This is a genomic window from Flavitalea plasmicola (genome assembly GCF_030546645.1).
Taxonomy (GTDB): Bacteria; Bacteroidota; Bacteroidia; order Chitinophagales; family Chitinophagaceae; genus Puia.
Map to the genome: position 1 here is coordinate 1 of NZ_JAUOTO010000010.1, position 19,562 is coordinate 19,562.

16 protein-coding genes are annotated in these 19,562 nt (G+C 51.4%); 13 read left to right on the forward strand and 3 right to left on the reverse strand.

What is annotated here, in order from left to right:
• The 3 genes from Q4E93_RS31135 to Q4E93_RS31145 form a co-directional block, all read left to right on the forward strand.
• On the forward strand, nucleotides 1-3,294 hold a 3,294-nt coding region (locus Q4E93_RS31135), incomplete at its 5' end, for a T9SS type B sorting domain-containing protein (protein WP_303591854.1).
• Between the two features lie 12 nt (nucleotides 3,295-3,306).
• Nucleotides 3,307-4,323: a PorP/SprF family type IX secretion system membrane protein gene (locus Q4E93_RS31140; RefSeq protein ID WP_303591855.1), complete on the forward strand. Its 1,017-nt coding sequence runs from the start codon at nucleotides 3,307-3,309 to the stop codon at nucleotides 4,321-4,323.
• A 314-nt stretch (nucleotides 4,324-4,637) separates the two neighbouring features.
• On the forward strand, nucleotides 4,638-5,654 hold the full coding sequence (locus Q4E93_RS31145; protein ID WP_303591856.1) for a PorP/SprF family type IX secretion system membrane protein: 1,017 nt from the start codon (nucleotides 4,638-4,640) through the stop codon (nucleotides 5,652-5,654).
• Nucleotides 5,655-5,710: 56 nt separating this feature from the next.
• Here Q4E93_RS31145 and Q4E93_RS31150 read toward each other — a convergent pair whose 3' ends face one another.
• Together Q4E93_RS31150 and Q4E93_RS31155 are read right to left on the reverse strand one after the other, a co-directional pair.
• The gene (locus tag Q4E93_RS31150; RefSeq protein ID WP_303591857.1) at nucleotides 5,711-6,112 is read right to left on the reverse strand and encodes a hypothetical protein; all 402 of its coding nucleotides are present in this window, start codon (nucleotides 6,110-6,112) and stop codon (nucleotides 5,711-5,713) included.
• A 437-nt stretch (nucleotides 6,113-6,549) separates the two neighbouring features.
• A complete protein-coding gene (locus Q4E93_RS31155; RefSeq protein ID WP_303591858.1) occupies nucleotides 6,550-6,765 on the reverse strand; it encodes a hypothetical protein in 216 nt (71 codons plus the stop codon).
• On the opposite strand from Q4E93_RS31155, the gene Q4E93_RS31160 reads away from it, so the two are divergent.
• The 4 genes from Q4E93_RS31160 to Q4E93_RS31175 all read left to right on the forward strand — a co-directional run bounded on the left by Q4E93_RS31160 (nucleotide 6,764) and on the right by Q4E93_RS31175 (nucleotide 8,581).
• Entirely contained in the window at nucleotides 6,764-6,994 is a 231-nt protein-coding gene (locus Q4E93_RS31160; protein WP_303591859.1) for an SWIB/MDM2 domain-containing protein, read from the forward strand. The two genes, Q4E93_RS31155 and Q4E93_RS31160, sit on opposite strands and share 2 nt — an antisense overlap.
• 98 nt (nucleotides 6,995-7,092) lie before the next feature.
• Nucleotides 7,093-7,743, forward strand: coding sequence for a porin family protein (locus tag Q4E93_RS31165; RefSeq protein ID WP_303591860.1), 651 nt, complete (start codon nucleotides 7,093-7,095; stop codon nucleotides 7,741-7,743).
• A 178-nt stretch (nucleotides 7,744-7,921) separates the two neighbouring features.
• The gene (locus Q4E93_RS31170; protein ID WP_303591861.1) at nucleotides 7,922-8,062 is read left to right on the forward strand and encodes a hypothetical protein; all 141 of its coding nucleotides are present in this window, start codon (nucleotides 7,922-7,924) and stop codon (nucleotides 8,060-8,062) included.
• A 30-nt stretch (nucleotides 8,063-8,092) separates the two neighbouring features.
• Nucleotides 8,093-8,581 (forward strand): hypothetical protein, encoded by a 489-nt coding sequence (locus Q4E93_RS31175; protein ID WP_303591862.1) that lies wholly within the window; start codon nucleotides 8,093-8,095, stop codon nucleotides 8,579-8,581.
• Nucleotides 8,582-8,680: 99 nt separating this feature from the next.
• On the opposite strand, the gene Q4E93_RS31180 is transcribed toward Q4E93_RS31175, so the two are convergent.
• Entirely contained in the window at nucleotides 8,681-10,126 is a 1,446-nt protein-coding gene (locus Q4E93_RS31180; RefSeq protein ID WP_303591863.1) for a T9SS type A sorting domain-containing protein, read from the reverse strand.
• Between the two features lie 352 nt (nucleotides 10,127-10,478).
• Here Q4E93_RS31180 and Q4E93_RS31185 point away from each other — a divergent pair, with 352 nt between their 5' ends.
• The 6 genes from Q4E93_RS31185 to Q4E93_RS31210 all read left to right on the forward strand — a co-directional run bounded on the left by Q4E93_RS31185 (nucleotide 10,479) and on the right by Q4E93_RS31210 (nucleotide 19,561).
• Nucleotides 10,479-11,030, forward strand: a complete 552-nt coding sequence (locus Q4E93_RS31185) for a sigma-70 family RNA polymerase sigma factor (RefSeq protein WP_303591864.1) — start codon at nucleotides 10,479-10,481, stop codon at nucleotides 11,028-11,030.
• Nucleotides 11,031-11,337: 307 nt separating this feature from the next.
• A complete protein-coding gene (locus Q4E93_RS31190) occupies nucleotides 11,338-12,510 on the forward strand; it encodes a FecR family protein (RefSeq protein WP_303591865.1) in 1,173 nt (390 codons plus the stop codon).
• 46 nt (nucleotides 12,511-12,556) lie between these two features.
• A complete protein-coding gene (locus Q4E93_RS31195; protein ID WP_303591866.1) occupies nucleotides 12,557-16,138 on the forward strand; it encodes a SusC/RagA family TonB-linked outer membrane protein in 3,582 nt (1,193 codons plus the stop codon).
• Nucleotides 16,139-16,156: 18 nt separating this feature from the next.
• Nucleotides 16,157-17,677, forward strand: a complete 1,521-nt coding sequence (locus Q4E93_RS31200) for a RagB/SusD family nutrient uptake outer membrane protein (protein WP_303591867.1) — start codon at nucleotides 16,157-16,159, stop codon at nucleotides 17,675-17,677.
• 18 nt (nucleotides 17,678-17,695) lie between these two features.
• Nucleotides 17,696-18,607 (forward strand): hypothetical protein, encoded by a 912-nt coding sequence (locus tag Q4E93_RS31205; protein ID WP_303591868.1) that lies wholly within the window; start codon nucleotides 17,696-17,698, stop codon nucleotides 18,605-18,607.
• A 27-nt stretch (nucleotides 18,608-18,634) separates the two neighbouring features.
• The gene (locus tag Q4E93_RS31210; RefSeq protein WP_303591869.1) at nucleotides 18,635-19,561 is read left to right on the forward strand and encodes an ABC transporter ATP-binding protein; all 927 of its coding nucleotides are present in this window, start codon (nucleotides 18,635-18,637) and stop codon (nucleotides 19,559-19,561) included.
• Nucleotide 19,562 lies beyond the last annotated feature (1 nt).

The following is a 19,562-nucleotide window of genomic DNA, read 5'->3' on the forward strand; positions in this document are numbered from 1 at the left end:
ACGAACACCACGATCTGCACCAACCAACTGCCCTACAGCTGGAACGGCCAGATACTGAACGCCGCTGGTACCTACACAGCGAACCTGACGAGCGCAGGCGGTTGTGACTCCGTCGCTACTCTGATACTAGCCGTAACAACAACAAAAACCAGCACGACCAATACGGCCATCTGCACCAACCAACTGCCCTACACTTGGAATGGCCAGGTCATCAATGCTGCCGGTACCTATGCCGCCAACCTGACGAGTGCAGCCGGTTGTGACTCCGTCGCCACTCTCAACCTGACGGTGACAGCAACACTGACGAGCACGACGAACACCACGATCTGCACCAACCAACTGCCCTACAGCTGGAACGGCCAGATACTGAACGCCGCTGGTACCTACACTGCGAACTTGACGAGCGCAGCCGGTTGTGACTCCGTCGCCACTCTGATCCTAACCGTAACAACAACAAAAACCAGCACCACCAACACCACGATCTGCACCAACCAGCTGCCCTACACCTGGAACGGCCAGGTCATCAATGCGGGAGGAACTTACACCGCCAACCTGACGAGCGCAGGCGGTTGTGATTCGATCGCCACTCTTAACCTGACAGTGACAGCAACACTGACGAGCACGACGAATACCACGATCTGCACCAACCAACTGCCGTACACCTGGAACGGCCAGGTCATCAATGCGGCTGGAACTTACACCGCCAACCTGACGAGCGCAGGCGGTTGTGACTCCGTCGCTACTCTCAACCTGACGGTAACAGCAACCAAAACCAGCACGACGAATATCACGATCTGCACCAACCAGCTGCCCTACACCTGGAATGGTCAATCATTGAACACCGCTGGCACCTATACCGCCAACCTGACGAGCGCAGCCGGTTGTGATTCTATCGCCACCCTGAACCTGACAGTAAAAGCAACACTGACCAGCACCACCAACACCACGATCTGCACCAACCAACTGCCCTATACCTGGAATGGTCAATCATTGAACACCGCTGGCACCTACACCGCCAACCTGACGAGCGCAGCCGGTTGTGACTCTATTGCTACCCTGAACCTGACAGTAAAAGCAACACTGACCAGCACCACCAACACCACGATCTGCACCAACCAACTGCCCTACACCTGGAATGGCCAGGTTATCAATGCGGCTGGTACTTACACGGCCAACCTGACGAGCGCAGCCGGTTGTGACTCTATTGCTACCCTGAACCTGACAGTAAAAGCAACACTGACCAGCACCACCAACACCACGATCTGCACCAACCAACTGCCCTACACCTGGAATGGCCAGGTTATCAATGCGGCTGGTACTTACACGGCCAACCTGACGAGCGCAGCCGGTTGTGACTCTATTGCTACCCTGAACCTGACAGTAAAAGCAACACTGACCAGCACCACCAATACCACGATCTGCACCAACCAGCTGCCTTACACCTGGAATGGTCAATCACTGAACGCCGCTGGCACCTACACGGCCAACCTGATCAGCGCAGCCGGTTGTGACTCTATCGCTACCCTGAACCTGACAGTAAAAGCAACACTGACCAGCACCACCAACACCACGATCTGCACCAACCAGCTGCCCTACACCTGGAATGGTCAATCACTGAACGCCGCTGGCACCTACACGGCCAACCTGACGAGCGCAGCCGGTTGTGACTCTATTGCTACCCTGAACCTGACAGTAAAAGCAACACTGACCAGCACCACCAACACCACGATCTGCGCCAACCAGCTGCCGTACACCTGGAATGGTCAATCACTGAATGCCACTGGTACCTACACGGCTAACCTCACGAGCGCAGCCGGCTGTGACTCCGTCGCCGCACTTAACCTCACCGTTAACACCGGTGCAAGAACGACCGAGAATATTTCCACCTGCCAGCCATCGTATACCTTACCCAGCGGAATAATTGTTTCCACCAGCGGCACCTATACTTCTGTCTTAAAAACCATATCAGGCTGCGACAGCGTCATAACAACCAACCTGAAGATATTCCCGGCGCCCAACCTCGTAGTGACAGATCCGCCTACAACGTGTTCGCCGGCTGCTATTGACCTCACCGCTGCAGCGATCACCGCAGGCAGCAGCGCCGGCCTGACCTATACATATTGGCAAGACGCGGCCTGCACGATCGCGGTGGGCAATCCCGCAGCCATAAAGACCAGCGGCACCTACTATATCAAAGCCGCCAATGCCGGTGGATGCTTCCTCATGAAGCCTGTAAATGTTGCCATCACCAGCACGCCGTCCCTGGTAATAAACAACCCGGCCACAGCCTGCATGCCCTCCAGCATCGACCTGACGGCGCCTTCCATCACCGCTGGCAGCGACCCGGGCATGACCTATACTTACTGGCAAGACCCGGCCTGCACGATCGCACTTGGCAATCCGGCCGCCATAACAACAGGAGGCACCTATTATATTAAAGCTAGCGCCGTAGGTGGATGTTTCACCATCAGGCCGGTTAAAGCCACCTTCAACCAGCTGCCTACTGCAGCCTTCAATGGCAACCAAAGCATCTGCCCGGGCGTAAACACTTCGTTGCCGGTCACCTTCACAGGCCAGGCGCCATGGACCCTGACCTATAGCGACGGCTCCAATACCTATACCATCGCTAACATACTGACGCCAAACTACGATCTGATAGTTGCCCCGGTAGCTACCACCATCTATACCATCCAATCCGTTTCTGATGCCGCCTGTTCGAACAATAGCATTGGCAGCACCGCTACGGTCGACGTAAAACCCTCGATCCCGGGTATCCGCTATCCCACGGTGGACGCCTTCGCCTTTGTTCCGACGCCATTGTCAGCACGGTCGCCCGGCAGCAACTATTCCTATAGCTGGAGCCCGGCCATCGGACTGGACCTGCCCAATATCCAGGATCCCATGTTCACGTTCGGAACAAGTGTCCAATACAAGATCACACTCATTTCCGACTCCGGCTGCGTCACCGTGGATACGATATTGGTGCGGATCATCAATCCGAATGATACCTCCCTGACGCCCGACCTGTGGGTTCCCAAAGCGTGGACGCCAAACAAGGACGGCGTAAACGACAGGCTATATCCGATCACGTACCATATCAGACAACTTAAATACTTCCGGATCTTCGACAGATGGGGTCAGCTGATGTTCGAAACAAATATCCTGCACAATGGATGGGATGGAATGTACAAAGGCCAAAAGCAGGTGATGGATGTCTACACCTGGACCGTGGAAGCCATCGGAGATGACGGAAGTGTAATAAAGAAGAGTGGTAATTCAATCTTGTTACGATAAATATATATTTTCATGACCTGCCTTAAACACCTGAAGCTGCTGCTGCTGCTCGCCCTTACGACAGCCAGTACATACGGACAGGATCCCAGCTTTTCGCAATTCTTCGCTTCACCGCTGAATGTAAACCCGGCGCTGACAGCAAGGATCAATAGCAAGTGGCGTATGGTCTCCAACATCCGCGACGAGTGGATCAGTCCGGCCAGTCCTTATACCACCGGCACCATTTCTTTCGACAGTAAGATCCTCAGGAACAAGATACCGGAAAGCTCAGTCTTTGGCATCGGCGCCATGCTGATGTATGACCAGGCCATGGCCGGCGTTTTGAAAAGCAATTACGCCTCGCTTGATTTGTCTTATAATATAAAAATAGCCGAAGACGAAGGAGAGCATCGATTAGGTGTCGGCATGGGATTGATCTACGGACATAAACAAATAGATTTCAACCGGCTTAATTTCTCGGAGCAATTCAACGGCCACGGATTCAACACCAACCTTCCTTCGGGCGAATCAGCCTTATCCAATATGAAATCTTATATTTCTTCCAGTGTCGGCGTGCTCTATAGTTACGTGAGCCAATATTCGGATTTCGACTTCGGGGTGTCGGCATTTCATCTTAACAGACCCAAACAAACAGTGGTAAGTGATCCCCGCCAATTTTTGCCGCCCCGCTATGTGGTGCACGCAAACTTCGAGAACTACCTGAACGAGAAAGTGGTGCTAAATACCAACGCTATCTATCAAACACAAGCCAATGCAAGTTATTTTTCAGTAGGAGGGGGGCTTGGGTATTTCCTGTCAAACGAGGGAGATGACGATCTCATATTGAACGGAGGCCTCTGGTATTGGTCCAATAATGCCGTAATACCTTATATCGGGCTGGTCTATAAAAAATTTCAATTCGGCTTTACATACGATGTGACGGTTTCAAAGCTGGCTTCGGCGGCGCAAAAGCCAAGAACATTGGAAATATCAATCATCATCCGGGGAGACGACAGACCCAAAGGAGTTATTCCATGCTTCTGGAAATGATGCCTTCAAATTAATCCATCTTCCTATTGTAAGGGCGCAACTTCAAGTCCCGCGATTGGGTTAATTTCCCAATTAGGGACAATTTAGGGCTTCTGTATTTCGTATAATACTGATAATCAGTATTGTATAAATATGGATTTATATTGGCATTACTTGTCCGGTGACCCTGACGATTTCACCCCAATCTCCCATGTAAAATCAATGTTTCCCTGATCTCTACATGCCATGCCAATGGAAGGGATTACTACGCTCCCAGGCAAAGTGTTAACAAAAAGAGCGGTAATTCAATCTTGTTACGATAAATATATAATATCATGACCTGTTTTAAACAACTGAAACTATTGCTGCTGACCGGCCTTACGGCAGCCTGCGCTTACGGTCAGGATCCCAGCTTTTCGCAATTTTTCGCTTCGCCGCTGAATATAAACCCGGCGCTGACAGCAAGGATCAATAGCAAATGGCGGATGGTCTCCAATATCCGCGACGAGTGGATCAGCCCGGCCAGCCCCTATGCCACCGGCACCATTTCTTTCGACAGTAAGATCCTCAGGAACAAGATACCCGAAAGCTCTGTCTTTGGCATTGGCGCCATGCTGATGTATGACCAGGCCATGGCCGGCGTTCTGAAAAGCAATTACGCCTCGCTCGATCTGTCTTATAATATAAAAATAGCCGAAGACGAAGGAGAGCATCGATTAGGTGTCGGCATGGGATTGATCTACGGACATAAACAAATAGATTTCAACCGGCTTAATTTCTCGGAGCAATTCAACGGCTACGGATTCAACACCAACCTTCCTACGGGCGAATCAGCCTTATCCAATATGAAATCTTATATTTCCTCCAGCGTCGGCGTGCTCTATAGTTATGTGAGCCAATATTCGGATTTCGACTTCGGGGTGTCGGCATTTCATCTTAACAGACCCAAACAAACAGTGGTAAGTGATCCCCGCCAATTTTTGCCGCCCCGCTATGTAGTGCACGCAAACTTCGAGAACTACCTGAACGAGAAAGTGGTGTTAAATACCAACGCTATCTATCAGACACAGGCCAATGCAAGTTATTTTTCAGTAGGAGGGGGGCTTGGGTATTTCCTGTCAAACGAGGGAGATGACGATCTCATATTGAACGGAGGCCTCTGGTATTGGTCCAATAATGCCGTAATACCTTACGTCGGGCTGGTCTATAAAAAATTTCAATTCGGCTTCACATATGATGTGACCGTTTCAAAGCTCGCTTCTGCTTCGCAAAAACCAAGAACACTTGAACTGTCGATCATCATCCGCGGCGATGACAGGCCCAAAGGAGTTATTCCATGCTTCTGGAAATGACATCTCCGGTAATATAAGGGCCGCTTCCGGAAGGAGCGGCCCTTTAACTACAAGTCTTAGTTGTGACCGGTGATGATGCACTGGCCCGAGCTTCCGTTCCAGTAGAAGTAATAATTTACGCCACCGATGATCATCGTATAGCTCGTGTTGGCGGTCAATGAAGTAACCCAGTAAGTCCACGTCGTGGTGGTTGGATCCACCCATTGGGTCACCCCCTGAAAAGTGAATGGCACCGTGCCGAGCCCGCCCTGGCTGAAAGCCGGCCAGTTAAGTGTTACCATTGGCAGGTCCTTGAAATAAGCGATACTCCAGTTGATGCCTCTCGGAAAATCCACCTGCTTGACGGCAGCAGGTTTCGCCGCTGATGCAGTGGGCGGCACGGCAGTAACTGGAGCTTTCGGATGCTGTGTAAATGACAGGCAGATGACTGCCCCAAAGAGCGTGATGACTTTTTTCATGAGATGTGTTTTTTAGTTTTGTAAACCTAAGGAACAGGATTCAGTAATCCAACGGACTTTGCAATCTTACGCAAACGTTTGTGCCATTCCGTTGTAGTGTATACGCCGGCGACCTTGCATTTCACCGACCAGGATCTACGGCGTGCGGACCATCTTTACCAGCGGCCGGATTACATTCGCCACCTACCCGGCACCGTTATCTCACCTGCGGCGCGACCTGCGAGTGATCATCTCTCCTTTATAAATGACTAAAAAAAGATACCCGATGATGCCGGAAATGAGGAGGGATTTTCCGATGACTCCAGAGCCTATCAGGGCCGATTTTCGGTTATTGATGCCAAAATAGGCTGATATAGTGGCCTTTGTGTAAAATTGCAATTAAATGATAATCAATTCATTAGCGGCAATTGTCGACCAATTGTCACCATGTCAACGATTTAAATATCTGCCGAAATTTGTATATTGGTTGGTATTATTAACCCATTAATTGTATACAACATGGCAAAAACCATCAAAAAAAAGGCCGCTCCCAAGAAGGCCGCAAAGAAAGCTGCTCCTAAAAAAGCCGCAAAAAAAGCTGCCCCTAAGAAGGCTGCTGCAAAATCAGCCAGCAAGGCGCCGAAAAAGAAAAAGTCGCCTAATGCTGCATTCATGGCTGCAGTTACACCCAGCGCCGCATTGTCGGAAGTCGTCGGTAGCAAGCCGCTTCCCCGTACGGAGATCATCAAAAAGATCTGGGAATACATCAAGAAGAACAATTGCCAGGACAAGACCAACAAAAGGATGATCAATGCAGATGCAAAACTGAAGGTACTGTTTGGCGGAAAGAGCCAGGTATCCATGTTTGATCTCGCAAAGATTGTCGGCCAGAATGTAAAATAATGCTACGGGACTTCGGGTAAAACCGAAGTCCCTTTTCTTTTCTTTCAGAGGGGTAACAAATCCCGGGGTCGGTTGATCTATACTAAAACCGATCGCCCATGTTTGCAAAACACATTTTACCCGCCATGCTGGCGCTTTGTCTTTCCTCTGCCGCCTTTTCGCAGGAAAACAGCGGACACCAGCACGATGAACCAGGTCCCCGCATCGGCTTGAAAGGAGGCCTGAGCATCGCCACCATCATCAAGACCAACGACAACAACTTTTCATCCACGCCATTATACGGATTCAATGGAGGGGTGGTGCTGCAATTGCCACTATGTAAAGCAATCTCCTTACAGCCTGAAATACTATTCTCCCAAAAAGGATTTAGAAGCAAGGGATCGTCGTTGACAGGGGACTATGACTACCGCCGCTATCTCAATTTCCTGGACATCCCGCTGCTGCTGAGGATCAATCCATCAAAAGAGCTGGGCTTCGTCGTTGGCCCGCAATATTCTTATCTCCTGGCGACGCATACGAAGTTCACCAGCGGCACGGCTTCCTACGAAGAGACAGTTAAAAATGAAAATGACAATATCACAAAGAATATTTTCGGAGGAGTGATCGGTCTGGACATCAATCTCAACGACAATGTATTCCTTTACGGTCGTTATACGATGGATTTCAGGCGCAACAACGGGGATGGGACCTCATCCACCCCTGCGTACAGGAACCAGGTCATTCAGATTGGTTTGGGGGTGCTCTTTTAAACAGGCGCCGGTGCCGTGACCCCGTAAGGTCATTGGTTCACCGGTTCTCCTCCACCGTTGGCAGCGCTGTAATGCGTTTTTTTTGCCGTAAATGCATATTGATATATATTTACGACCAATGGAACATGAAATCACAGGCCATAGTCTTAAGGCCTATAGAATTTGGAAAAATCCCGATATGACCCCCTGGAAAAAAGTTAGAGAGATCGCTGTCGAGATACTTATCATCGTTTTTGCCGTTTCGCTGGCAGCCTTCCTGGAAAGACGGCGGGAAGTATCGAATGAGCAGCATCAGGTGAAGGAATTCCTGCTGGGATAAAGGACGGACCTGAAAAGCGATATCGCTGAGATGCAAGAAGATTTGAAAGCATATCAAAGGTACAATGCCTTGTTTACTTATCTCGCGGGCGTAAAAGGCACGGATAAGCCGCTGTTGGACTCTGTTCATAAATATGAGCGGGGTTTGTGGAGCATGGCGGAATTCATCGTCAACAACGGCAGATATGAGGGCTTCAAGTCCAGCGGGAAGGTCATCCAGATCTCGAACCTGGGACTTCAAAATGACATTCTTGACCTCTACCAGGAAAATATACCCGTATTGATAGCATCTACGAGTGTCTACAGAGAAAATAAGCTCTTATTATTCCGGTATTTGAATGAGAATACCCGCCGGCATGCGGATGGATCGACCAATCTGTTGGATGTGCTTGGATCCGACGTGGTCAAGAATATGAGTGTCTTACTTTCATCGACGGAAGAAATTACCGGGAGGTACAATGAGGTGATTGACAAGTCAAAAAAAATTATGGATGAGATCGGGAAGGAATATCCTGAATGAAACCATTGTATGGGGCTTTAGTCCGGGCGAAAGCCGCCACTGTACAAGCGGCGGCTTCCGGACTGCAGACCAGAGAAAGGTGGATCTCTGCGGACCGCGTCACCTGCTTACGATGATCTTGCTAATATCCGTCTGATTGTTTGAATTGTCTATGACTTTTAAGATATAAATGCCTCCCCGTAATCCTGACAAGAGATAACGGGTGGTGGCGACTTCTTGCACTTTTTTCACGATCCTTCCACTGATATCGCTTACAAGAATGTCTTTAGGTCCCGCGTCCCCGAATGACAACGTTACGGCTCCGTTCTGGCTGGGTGTAGGGTAGACGGACAATAGCAATGACCTTTCTTTCCCCTTGACGACTACCAGCGGGCTGTAATGTTTTTGTCCGTCGATGTCGATCTGGACGAGGCGATATTCCCCATTACCTTCATAGGAGCCGGCATCCAGGAAATCGTAGGAAAGGGGCAGGCTGCTGTTGCCTTCAGGCGCCTTCGACGAAATAAAAGCGATATCCTGGAAATCTCCGGTTCCCGTCTTGCGCTGGACCTCGAACCCTTTGTCGTTTTGCTCCATGGCTGTCCCCCAGGAGAGCATGACGCCGGAGCCCTCCATCCTTTGCCCCTTGAAGTAAACGAAATTCACCGGTAAAGTGACGGGGCATGTGTTGGTGATCAGCCCAAAGGTGGATATGGGATTGCCCGCCACCTGGACCACGACGATCAGGTTGTCCCTGGAATAGGACGAATAGCTGATCGGCCCCGAGGTAAAGTTCGCACCATTGGTGGCTGTGCCGGAACCCGAATAGATCAATGGATCCGAGGGGTCATAGCTACTCGTGTGGGCTTCATCCGCATATACCTGGTAGTTGAAGCTGACAACCCCGGGACTGGAAGTGCTGATGGTAGTATTGAATTGGCGGGGAGTAGTGCAGCTGATCTGGCCGGCGATGTTTACGTCGGCCGTTGCGAATGTGCCATTGGTGGTGAAACACTGCACCGTCTGGTCGCTGCTGGATTGACCGGACCAAACGTCGGCCTTCAGAATGAAATGACTGGAGCAGCTCACCGTACTGGACAGCGTGATGAGGACATTGCTTACATTGAAGCTATCCATTCCGGCAGCAGGGACGTTGGGCGTCTTGGATACCACCGTCGATGCCGTTTGAGCGATCAGGGGAACGCCGGCAGCCGGTGGATAGCCGCTGTCGAGCGTTGGATTGCTGCTGCCCGGGTTGTCGATCACAAAAGTACCGAGGGAATTCGCCAGGTCTGCGGGCGAAGGCGGCTTTGAATAGCTGATGAGCAGGCTGGGATAGTTGGCTCCGGTCCAGATATGAAAATTGGTGAACTTGTTTGCGCTGTTGGATTGCTGGATCCAACTAATGGTGGCGTTGACCTGGCAGCTGGAGCCGGTCGAAATGATATTGTTCACCTTGATCCGGAGCTTAGATACATTACATGCCTGGGAATGGACTTTTGCCGGATGTGCCAACATGAGAAAAGCAACGACTAACAACGTCGCTGAGGGTAAAAATGCTTTCATAAAGTTTCATTTTTGTGGGTAAGAGCAATGATGAAATAAAATCTGGTTCTCAGGGGGGCATGAGATTTCGACGGATCTTTAAAGAATATAGGAATTGACGAGATAGGACATTATAAATCCTATGAATGTTTAGCTAATTCATTGCCAATTGCTACGAACTTGCTTTTCAAGACATTAGTTTTTTTACTACAAGGGAATGTTTCCCTGAATGGGATTTTACGGCCTATTTTGGGAGAAAACCGGGAGGGCTGGCATCAACTGTGGAGCAGCCGTCAAAAAAAACTTAATTTCACCGTTGCCTTACTCCTGCGGACATCCAACTGTATTACCGGACTTTTGTAGCAAATAAAAAATGGCATCTGTACTTACAATAAAGGAGTATGAAATAATGTTCAGGCGGCATTACAGATTCCTTTGTATGGTGGCTTTCGGGATCATAAAGGACGAGGATGCGGCCGAAGACATCGTCCAGGATTTCTTCCTCAATCTATGGCAGCGTCGTATGGATATTCCTGAGATCCTCTCGTTCCAGGCATATGCCGCCCGGGCGGTGAGAAATCTCTCCATCAGCTGGTTACGCAAGCAGCAGGCATCCTCCGGAGAACAACTGCATGCAGTTACGGATGCGGCGGATCCCCACGAAGAAAAAGAGGTCTTTAATTCGGGCGAAGCCATCACCGCCAGGGTAATGGAAATAGTGGAACTGCTTCCCACGGAAAGAAAGAAGATCTTTCTCCTGCATGTGATCGACCGGCTCAGCTATGCCCAGATAGCCGAAAAGCACGACATCTCCCTCAACACGGTGAAAACCCAGATGAAAAAGGCTTATGCCTTTATCCGGGCGCAGGTGGCGGATGACAAGCTGGGGGTTATATTTCTCGCGCTGCTGTTACGGCAGCTTTAAGCCTTCCGTCGCTGTACATTCGGTACCACTGGACATTTGTTCGTCATTGAGCGGGTGTCCTATGGGCAGTTGTGGCTGAATGCGCAATCCGAATGTAAGGCTCCTTCAGGCTATAGCTGATCGGATGCCCGCGGAGGGGGCTAGTGGGGATTTGACAAATGAGACGAGTTCGAAGGGGTAAAGTTGACGCCTTGCCATTCAGGGGCCTTGAGGTCGACCCAAGCCCCCCAATCCAAAAACTTTTTTAAAAAAACTTCGAAAACCGATCACCCCGCAGGCACATACCTGCGACATACATACACAGACCATGGACAGACAACCACTATTATGGGAAGAAGTGCTCAAAGCCGTCAACAAGGGACAGCAACCGACACAGTCGCAATGGCATGCCTTGACGTCCGATGAGCAGGAATTGATCGCGAGCTTGCAGCAGCAGGCATTGACGGAAGGGGCCGTGGCTTTCCTGGACCGTATTACAGAAGATAAGGCGTGGGCAGCGTTGAGATCGAAAGCCGACATGCGCACGATGTGGCCCGTCAGGAGCGTACCCATACGCTTGCTCCGGTATGCCGCGGTATTTGCCGGTGTCCTTGTACTGGGTGCGGCAGCCGTATTGTTCCTGACAAAAGGCAAAGCTCCTCAGCCGGTGATAGCCGGCACCTATATAACGCCTCCCGCCAATCACAAGCGGGCCACGCTGGTATTGGATGATGGCCGGAGCATCGAGCTCGACAAAAAGCCCGATTCCAGGATCCAGCAGGGGCAGGCCGAGGTCGTCAATGTCGACACCTCCTTGCTCAGGTACACGGCAGCTTCAGGAGCCGAAAAACCCGCGGGCTTCAACACGCTGATCATCCCCAGGGGCGGGGAATATAAGATCGAGCTGGCCGACGGATCCGAAGTATGGCTGAACGCGGAAACCCAGCTGCGGTATCCCACGCACTTCGGGGGAGTGGCTAACCGGGTAGTTTACCTCGAGAGCGGAGAAGCCTATTTCAAGGTCAGGCCGGATGCCAGGCAGCCATTTGTGGTGGTGGCCGGTGGAATGGATATCCATGTCCTGGGGACGGAGTTCAATGTCAATACCTATACAAGAGCGCTCGCGACGACACTGGTCAATGGCTCTGTGAGGCTGAATGCGGGCGCCGCCGTCACCATGCTGCGGCCGGATCAGCAGGCTGTATATGACAAAGGCGACTTCACCAGGAAAGAGGTGGATGTAGAGACCTACACCGCCTGGAAAGAAGGCCAGATGATCTTCGTAGAGTCGACATTGGAGGACGTGATGACCGTCATTGGCCGGCAGTATGATTTTAAGGTGGAGTTTGCATCGGCGCAGCTGAAAGACCGGCAATTTGGCGGGCGGCTCAGAAGATCGCAGCATATCGAGGATGTGCTGGCCGTCATAGGAAAAGTCGGTGGTGTGCAATTCAGCATCAGGGGGAAAACAATTTTCGTGGATAAGGCCTTGAAACAATAAATACGCCGTAACAACGGACAAACTAACCAAAACTAAACGCAATCTCATGAACAATCTTGTGCATGGGGCGCTTCGCAGTCTGCTGCTCGCTGCGGGAGTCCTTCTAATGCTTTCGGGGAAAGCCCAGGACACAGAGAAACTCGTGTCCCTCGATCTAAAGAATGCCCGCCTTTCGGATGCGGTGAAAGAGGTGAGGAAACAATCCGACATGAACTTTTTTTACAGTGTCGACGATTTGAACAAGTATCCCAATGTTACGATCAATGTCAGTAAGAAGCCACTGTCCGAAGTGCTAGACCTGTTGCTGGCGGGCACGGACATGCAGTATTCCATCGAGAAGAATACCGTGGTCATCAAACGGAAGATCATTGCCAACCCCGCAAAGCAGAACATTGATTCAATCATCACTGTCAGTGGCGTAGTGCTCTCACCCGGCGGAAGCCCCTTGTCCGGGGCCAGCGTAACGGAAATATTGTCCCGAAAATCCACGATCAGCGATGCCGCGGGCAAATACACACTTTCTGTCCCCCGCCGGGCTATCCTGAAAATTACCTATGTGGGTATGAAACCGCAGCAGCTCACCGTGCACGCGGAAGGGGCGAATGCCGTGACTCAGAATGTCCGGATGCAGACGGCGCCTGTGGAGATGGGCGAAGCGGTGATCACAGGATACCAGACGATCCGGCGGTCGGAAATGGTGGGTTCTGCGAATACCGTTAATCGAAAAGACCTCTTTTATGATGGTACGAATACCCTCGAACAGATGCTGCAAGGCAAGCTGCCTGGCGTAGTGGTCACCAATCAAAACGGAGAGATAGGCACACGGCAAAAAGTACGGGTGCGGGGCACTTCCACCTTGTTGAGCAACCAGGAGCCCGTGTGGGTGGTGGACGGCATCATACAGGAGGACCCCATTCCTTTTGAAGCGCAGGCCCTGAATGACCTGGGAGGCAATTTTGACATGATACGCAATTACATAGGAAATGGCATCGCCTGGCTCAATCCTAATGACATCGAGGACGTCACGGTGCTGAAAGACGCTGCTGCTACGGTATTGTATGGCGTAAAGGCTGCCAATGGCGTCATCGTGATCAAGACCAAGAAGGGCAAGCAGGGGCGTATGTCCGTTAATTACAGCGGCGGGATGGCTATTACGGAACGCTTGAATTACGACCGGCTGAACCTGATGAACTCCAAGGAGAGGATCGATGTCTCCCGGGAGATCTATGAGAAGAGGTTGCTGGGCACGCCCGAGACGGCTGCTGTGGGTTATGAATATGCCTTGAACCAATACCTGAACAAACAGATCAGCTATGACGAGTTCAACAGTATGGTAAAGCAGATGGAAGTGATGAACACGGACTGGATAAAGATATTATACCGTACGCCCTTTAGCCATAACCATAGCCTGAGCCTTTCCGGCGGTACGGACAAGGTGACCTACTATACTTCCATTTCGGGCAGTGAGCGGTTCGGCACGGCCAAGGGCAATGATTCCCGCCTCCTGGGTGCCGTACTCAACCTGGATGCGAAATTGAGCGATAAGTTGACCGTAGGCGTAAGGCTGAACACCAATTATACAAAGACAAACGGGTTTAATACGATCGACCCTTATACGTATGCCCAGGAGACCAGCCGGGCCATTCCTGCCGTCGATGCGCAGGGAAAGCCCGTGTTTTATGATAAACCCTACAATGGTGAAGATCTGAAATTCAATATCCTGAACGAACTGGCCGAGACTGGCAATACCAACGATCAGCGCAGCTTCAACGGGAATGTCAACATGAGCTATGTGATCCTGCCCGGGCTGAGGCTCGAGAGCTTGTTCGGCGCCACTTCCACCAATGCAGTTGGCGAGGCATACGCTTCGGAATACAGCTATTACATCGCCAGAAATTTCCGTGGATATGAATACGGAAAGTACGGCGTGGGAAATGACCTCTACCAGCGGGCTCAACTACCGCATGGCGGGGAGTTCAAGTCCACGGAGAACCGTTCTACTACCATTACGTGGAGGAATAGCCTGGCGTATAACAAACTGGTGGGACGCCACCGGTTCGGCGCGCTGGTAGGAGAGGAGACGCGCAGTGCAAAGCAGAACGGCATCTCCACGCTGACTTATGGCTATTTTCCCGACAGGGGCCGGAATATCACGCTGCCGCCGAGAACGATCGTTTACAACGGTGTCTCCGCCAATCCCATTTATAACAGCATGGGGACGACGATCCTGGACAGGCAGTCTAATTTCCTGTCGTATTATGGGAGCATGACCTATTCGTATGACGAGCGCTATGTGTGGACGGGCAGCCTGCGTTCGGATGCATCCAACCGGTTTGGGCAGGACAAGCGGCATCGTTTTCTGCCGGTGTGGGCCACGGGCGTACGATGGAATGTGCATAATGAACCCTGGATGGCCGATCAGAAGTGGGTCAGCGAGCTGAATCTCCGCGCTTCTTATGGCTGGCAGGGGAATGTCGCAGAGAACTTCGGCCCTGACCTGATCGCCAAGCTTCCATCCAGCGTCGTGAACCCTACCACGGGGGAATATGAGCTGACGATCAAGTCCCTGCCCTATGCCGACCTGCGGTGGGAGAAAACAAAAACGTTGAACCTGGGACTCGACTTCGGGTTTGCGAAAAATCGTTTTATCATGTCGGTGGAATACTACCACAAGCGGACGGAGGACATGATCATCTATAAGGATATTCCGGTGTCCTATGGCACCCCCTCTCTGCCCGTGAATGCAGGAACGATGCTGAACAAGGGCCTGGAGCTGACCGTCAGTGGTACATTGGTCAGGAGTAAAGACTTCGTATGGAACATGTCCCTGAACACATCCCGGAATACGAACACCCTGAACACACAGGTGCAGAACACCAATACCTGGCAGACGGCGGCGAATGGCAAATGGTATAAGAACGGATATGCCGTATCCTCTTTCTGGGTATGGCCGCTGCAAGGGCTGGACCCCACTAATGGATACCCCATATTCCATATGCCTACAAAGGCAGAGGACCCGAACCTGGACACAGATCCTACTTCGTATATGAAATATGCCGGAAAGCTGGACCCGGATTTTCAGGCGGGGATATCCAGCTCGTTCCGCTACAAATGGCTGACCTTATCAACTTCCTTCACGTGGCAGGTGGGCGGTAAGAAGTTCTTGTATAAGATGTTCAATCTGCCCTTTGGACAGCTCCCCAGCGCATATTCCAACCTGCCCAAGGAGTTTGTGAAGAGGTGGCGTCAACCGGGAGATGAAAAAAAGACGAATATCCCCAGCATCCCCTCGCTGATCTATTATCCGGCCAATAACGATTGGTACCCGCCGTACATCCTCGGTGTACCGAATGGCACCGGTGAGGCGGAGTATGTGTACGACATGTATAACTATTCGGATGCACGGGTGGTAAGCGCCGCCTTCCTGCGGTGTAACAATATTTCATTGACCTACAATGTGTCGGAGAAGCTGCTGGGTCATGCATTGAAAAATGTGTCCCTGACGGCTGCTGTCAGCAGTCCTTTTATCATCGTAAGCAAAGATTTCAAAGGCATGGACCCCGAGGTGGCCACGGGCAACCAGCCCATACCACGCGTGTACTCAGCTATATTAAATGTAAGTTTTTAACCCGCAACATATATCTATATGAACAAGCAATATAAGATCATGATAGGGTTGCTGCTCTGCCTGGGTCTATCCGGATGCAGCAAACATTTCCTGGATGAGAAGAGCCAGGACGAAGTTAAGCCAAGCACGGTCACCGAGCTGCAGGAGCTGTTGATGGGAGAGGTCTATCCGGCGGGTCAGACGAACACGAGCTTTCTGGCTTACCTGGACCTGATGACGGACGATATGACCAGCAATTTCAATCCCGATGACGGTGCTTTGGGACTGTACAATTTTTATGGAGGTCCGTTCACCTGGCAGGCGGATATGTATGAGACCATGGCGGCGGCCGGAAAATACAGCGCCATCGATACGTACGAGCATTATTACCGCAGGATCCTGGGATGTAATGCCGTCCTGGACCTGATCGACAAAGTGAGGGGAGAGGCGGATGCCAGGGAGAATGTACGGGGGCAGGCGTTGGCGATGCGGGCCTATTTTTATTTCATGCTGGTGAATATATACGGACAGCCTTATAACGCGAAAGGCGTGGATATTTCCACCAGCCCCGGCGTGGAGCTGATGCTGTCTTCCACCGTCCATGACGACTACCCAAAAAGGGAGTCGGTGGCGCGTATATACCAGCAAGTGGAGGAAGACCTGCTGAAGGCCATGCCACTGCTGGAACAGTATGGGGCGGATAACAGCAAGTTCAGGGCGACGGATATGTTCGTTTACACGCTCCTATCCCGCATGTACCTGTACATGGAAAAATGGGACAAGGCGCAGCAATATGCCACCAAAGCTTTAGAGCATAATTCCAAACTGGTGAACCTGGCCAGCATCCCTTATCCCGGCACTTTTTCCAACCCTGCAACGGGTGTGTACAGCATCAATAGCAAGGAAGCTATCTGGTTCGGTTATGCATCCCAGTACGAGTATGATCCTTTGAGCCGTTTTAGACCCTATGGCCCCGTACCCTTTGTCATCTCGTCGGACCTGCAGAGTAAATACCAGTTCGATAGGAAGAATACCACCAACCGGGGCGACCTGCGCATGCGGTATTTTTATTACTGGGATTTCGAGGATTATGACTGGACGATATACAGGGCCATATACGGACAAAAGCTTGACCAGGCCAGCAGTGGCGTCATCAAAGGTATGCGGGTGGCCGAACTGTATCTCAATCGGGCCGAAAGCTATATTCAACAATACCTGAAGAATGGGGACGAGTCCATGCGGACGGCTGCCCTGGCGGACCTGAATTATTTGCGCTCAAATCGTTATGACACGCGTAACGTGCCATATGTGAATGTGGATTACAGTGGTCAGCCGTTACTTGATTTCTGCCGGGATGAGCGGCGGCGGGAGCTGAGCTTCGAAGACCATCGCTGGTTCGACCTGCGGCGGTACGGCATGCCCGAGATCCACCACACCTTCCAGACGACAGCCGGCCAAAGCCCGGTGGAATATGTGCTGCACCAGGGCGACAAACGCTATGTGCTGCCCATTCCCAGGTCCGTCCTGTTGAAGAACCCTGCCATGCAGCCCAATCCTTAACATATTAAACATGTATTTATGAAGCGACTATTCTATATACTGGCCCTGACTTCCTTGTGGATGACAGGATGCAAAAAAGAAGCAAAGCTGACGCCTTCGGCAAAGCCGGAGGATATATATGGAGATCCCACTTTGCCTCAAGGCAATCATCCTTATGATGCGGAGATCCTGCAGCTCTTCAAGGACTATCGTACCCTATTCCTCTATAAATATAAGCCCCACGACCTTTATTATAATATCACCTATGATCTGGCAGGGGTCTATGATACGGCTGCCGACAAGACTACGAAGGGAGGGTATTTCGACGTGCCGGCGGATGAGGCGTATGTCGGCCAGCAACTGGATTTGCTGAAGGAGCTTTGGCTGCACTATTATCCGGACTCCCTGCTGAGAAAAGGCCTGCCTCAAAAAGTGTTCCTGGTGGACAGCTTTTATTTCGTCGCTTATCCGGGGCCGGGCAAGCCCACCGATAACTGGCCGGAAATGCATGATGCCTTTGACGGCGGCGATTATATACTCGCCGGGTGGGGCGGCCCCCGGATAGCGAATATCACGCCGGAAGATAAATATGCGATGAAGGGACAGCTGAATGCAGCCTTCCTCCTCTTTACGCATAAACAGGGCGCCATAAAACCCATTGCTGCATTCAAGGCGCAAACCGATTATGGTGGGGTCAACCCGACCAACTACTATGAGCAGGGGCTCATCGAATATGACTACAATGGCGGAAATACCCCGGACAGGGACTGGGATGCCTATACCACGATCATCGTATCCAACTCCTACGATGTATTGACGTCTCCCGGGAATATACTGTCGCCCGATGTGGATACACAGGGTGTGATCCGGAAGAAATATGACATTTTGATCGCTTATTTCAAAACAACATTCGGCGTAGACCTCCAGGCCATCGGTAACGCAGGTATATAGTCACACAGGTATATAGTCACCAGACATATGGAAGAACCAATCATAAAAGTAGAAAAACTGTCACACCGGTATAGCTCCCAGTGGGCCATCCGGGACATTGGATTCGAGATCACAAAGAATGGGATCTATGGGTTGCTGGGCTCCAACGGGGCCGGTAAATCCACCACCATGAACATCATGTGTGGCGTTTTAAAACAAACGGAAGGGAACGTCTATGTAAGGGGCGTCAATATGCGGGACAACCCTGTGGAAGCCAAACGCCGTATCGGCTTTCTCCCCCAAAAGCCACCCCTGCATACCGACCTGACTGTGGAAGAGTACCTGAAGTACTGTGCCCGGCTGAGACATATTCCGTCCCGGGAAATGGACAAGGCGGTGGCCAGCGTAATGGATCGCTGCGCCATCGCTCATTTCCGGAGACGACTGATCCGCAATCTGTCCGGTGGCTATCAGCAACGGGTTGGCATTGCACAGGCCATCATCCATAACCCTGAGTTCGTCGTGCTGGACGAGCCGACCAATGGCCTCGACCCCAACCAGATCATAGAGATCCGCGCCCTCGTGAAAGAGATCGCCGAGCAGCGGACGGTGATCCTGTCCACCCACATATTATCCGAAGTGCAGGCTACCTGCGATTATATCCGCATGATCGAGCAGGGGCGGGTGGTATTCGCCGGTACGGTGGACGAGTTCGATAATTACATCGTCCCGAGTACCCTCATCGTTACCATGATCTCCATGCCTCCCGCAGAGGAGCTGCGGAGCATCCCTGGCGTGGTGGGCGTAGAGGAGCTGGGAGGCCCGAAGTACAGGCTGAAGTTCTCGGATGGACAGGATGTGAAGGAGCGGGTCGTCGAGACCAGCGTCGCAAGGGGCTGGAGACTCACGGAGATCTTCGCGGAAAAGAGCTCCCTGGACGCCATTTTTGCCGAATTGTCGAAAAAAACTGTTTAAT

What these genes read in the sequence shown, in the direction of transcription:
- Q4E93_RS31140 (WP_303591855.1), top strand. Translation starts at nt 3,307, where the DNA reads ATGACCTGCCTTAAACACCTGAAGCTGCTGCTGCTGCTCGCCCTTACG.
- Q4E93_RS31145 (WP_303591856.1), top strand. Translation starts at nt 4,638, where the DNA reads ATGACCTGTTTTAAACAACTGAAACTATTGCTGCTGACCGGCCTTACG.
- Q4E93_RS31150 (WP_303591857.1), bottom strand. Translation starts at nt 6,112, where the DNA reads ATGAAAAAAGTCATCACGCTCTTTGGGGCAGTCATCTGCCTGTCATTT.
- Q4E93_RS31160 (WP_303591859.1), top strand. Translation starts at nt 6,764, where the DNA reads ATGGCTGCAGTTACACCCAGCGCCGCATTGTCGGAAGTCGTCGGTAGC.
- Q4E93_RS31155 (WP_303591858.1), bottom strand. Translation starts at nt 6,765, where the DNA reads ATGAATGCAGCATTAGGCGACTTTTTCTTTTTCGGCGCCTTGCTGGCT.
- Q4E93_RS31165 (WP_303591860.1), top strand. Translation starts at nt 7,093, where the DNA reads ATGTTTGCAAAACACATTTTACCCGCCATGCTGGCGCTTTGTCTTTCC.
- Q4E93_RS31170 (WP_303591861.1), top strand. Translation starts at nt 7,922, where the DNA reads ATGACCCCCTGGAAAAAAGTTAGAGAGATCGCTGTCGAGATACTTATC.
- Q4E93_RS31175 (WP_303591862.1), top strand. Translation starts at nt 8,093, where the DNA reads ATGCAAGAAGATTTGAAAGCATATCAAAGGTACAATGCCTTGTTTACT.
- Q4E93_RS31180 (WP_303591863.1), bottom strand. Translation starts at nt 10,126, where the DNA reads ATGAAAGCATTTTTACCCTCAGCGACGTTGTTAGTCGTTGCTTTTCTC.
- Q4E93_RS31185 (WP_303591864.1), top strand. Translation starts at nt 10,479, where the DNA reads ATGGCATCTGTACTTACAATAAAGGAGTATGAAATAATGTTCAGGCGG.
- Q4E93_RS31190 (WP_303591865.1), top strand. Translation starts at nt 11,338, where the DNA reads ATGGACAGACAACCACTATTATGGGAAGAAGTGCTCAAAGCCGTCAAC.
- Q4E93_RS31195 (WP_303591866.1), top strand. Translation starts at nt 12,557, where the DNA reads ATGAACAATCTTGTGCATGGGGCGCTTCGCAGTCTGCTGCTCGCTGCG.
- Q4E93_RS31200 (WP_303591867.1), top strand. Translation starts at nt 16,157, where the DNA reads ATGAACAAGCAATATAAGATCATGATAGGGTTGCTGCTCTGCCTGGGT.
- Q4E93_RS31205 (WP_303591868.1), top strand. Translation starts at nt 17,696, where the DNA reads ATGAAGCGACTATTCTATATACTGGCCCTGACTTCCTTGTGGATGACA.
- Q4E93_RS31210 (WP_303591869.1), top strand. Translation starts at nt 18,635, where the DNA reads ATGGAAGAACCAATCATAAAAGTAGAAAAACTGTCACACCGGTATAGC.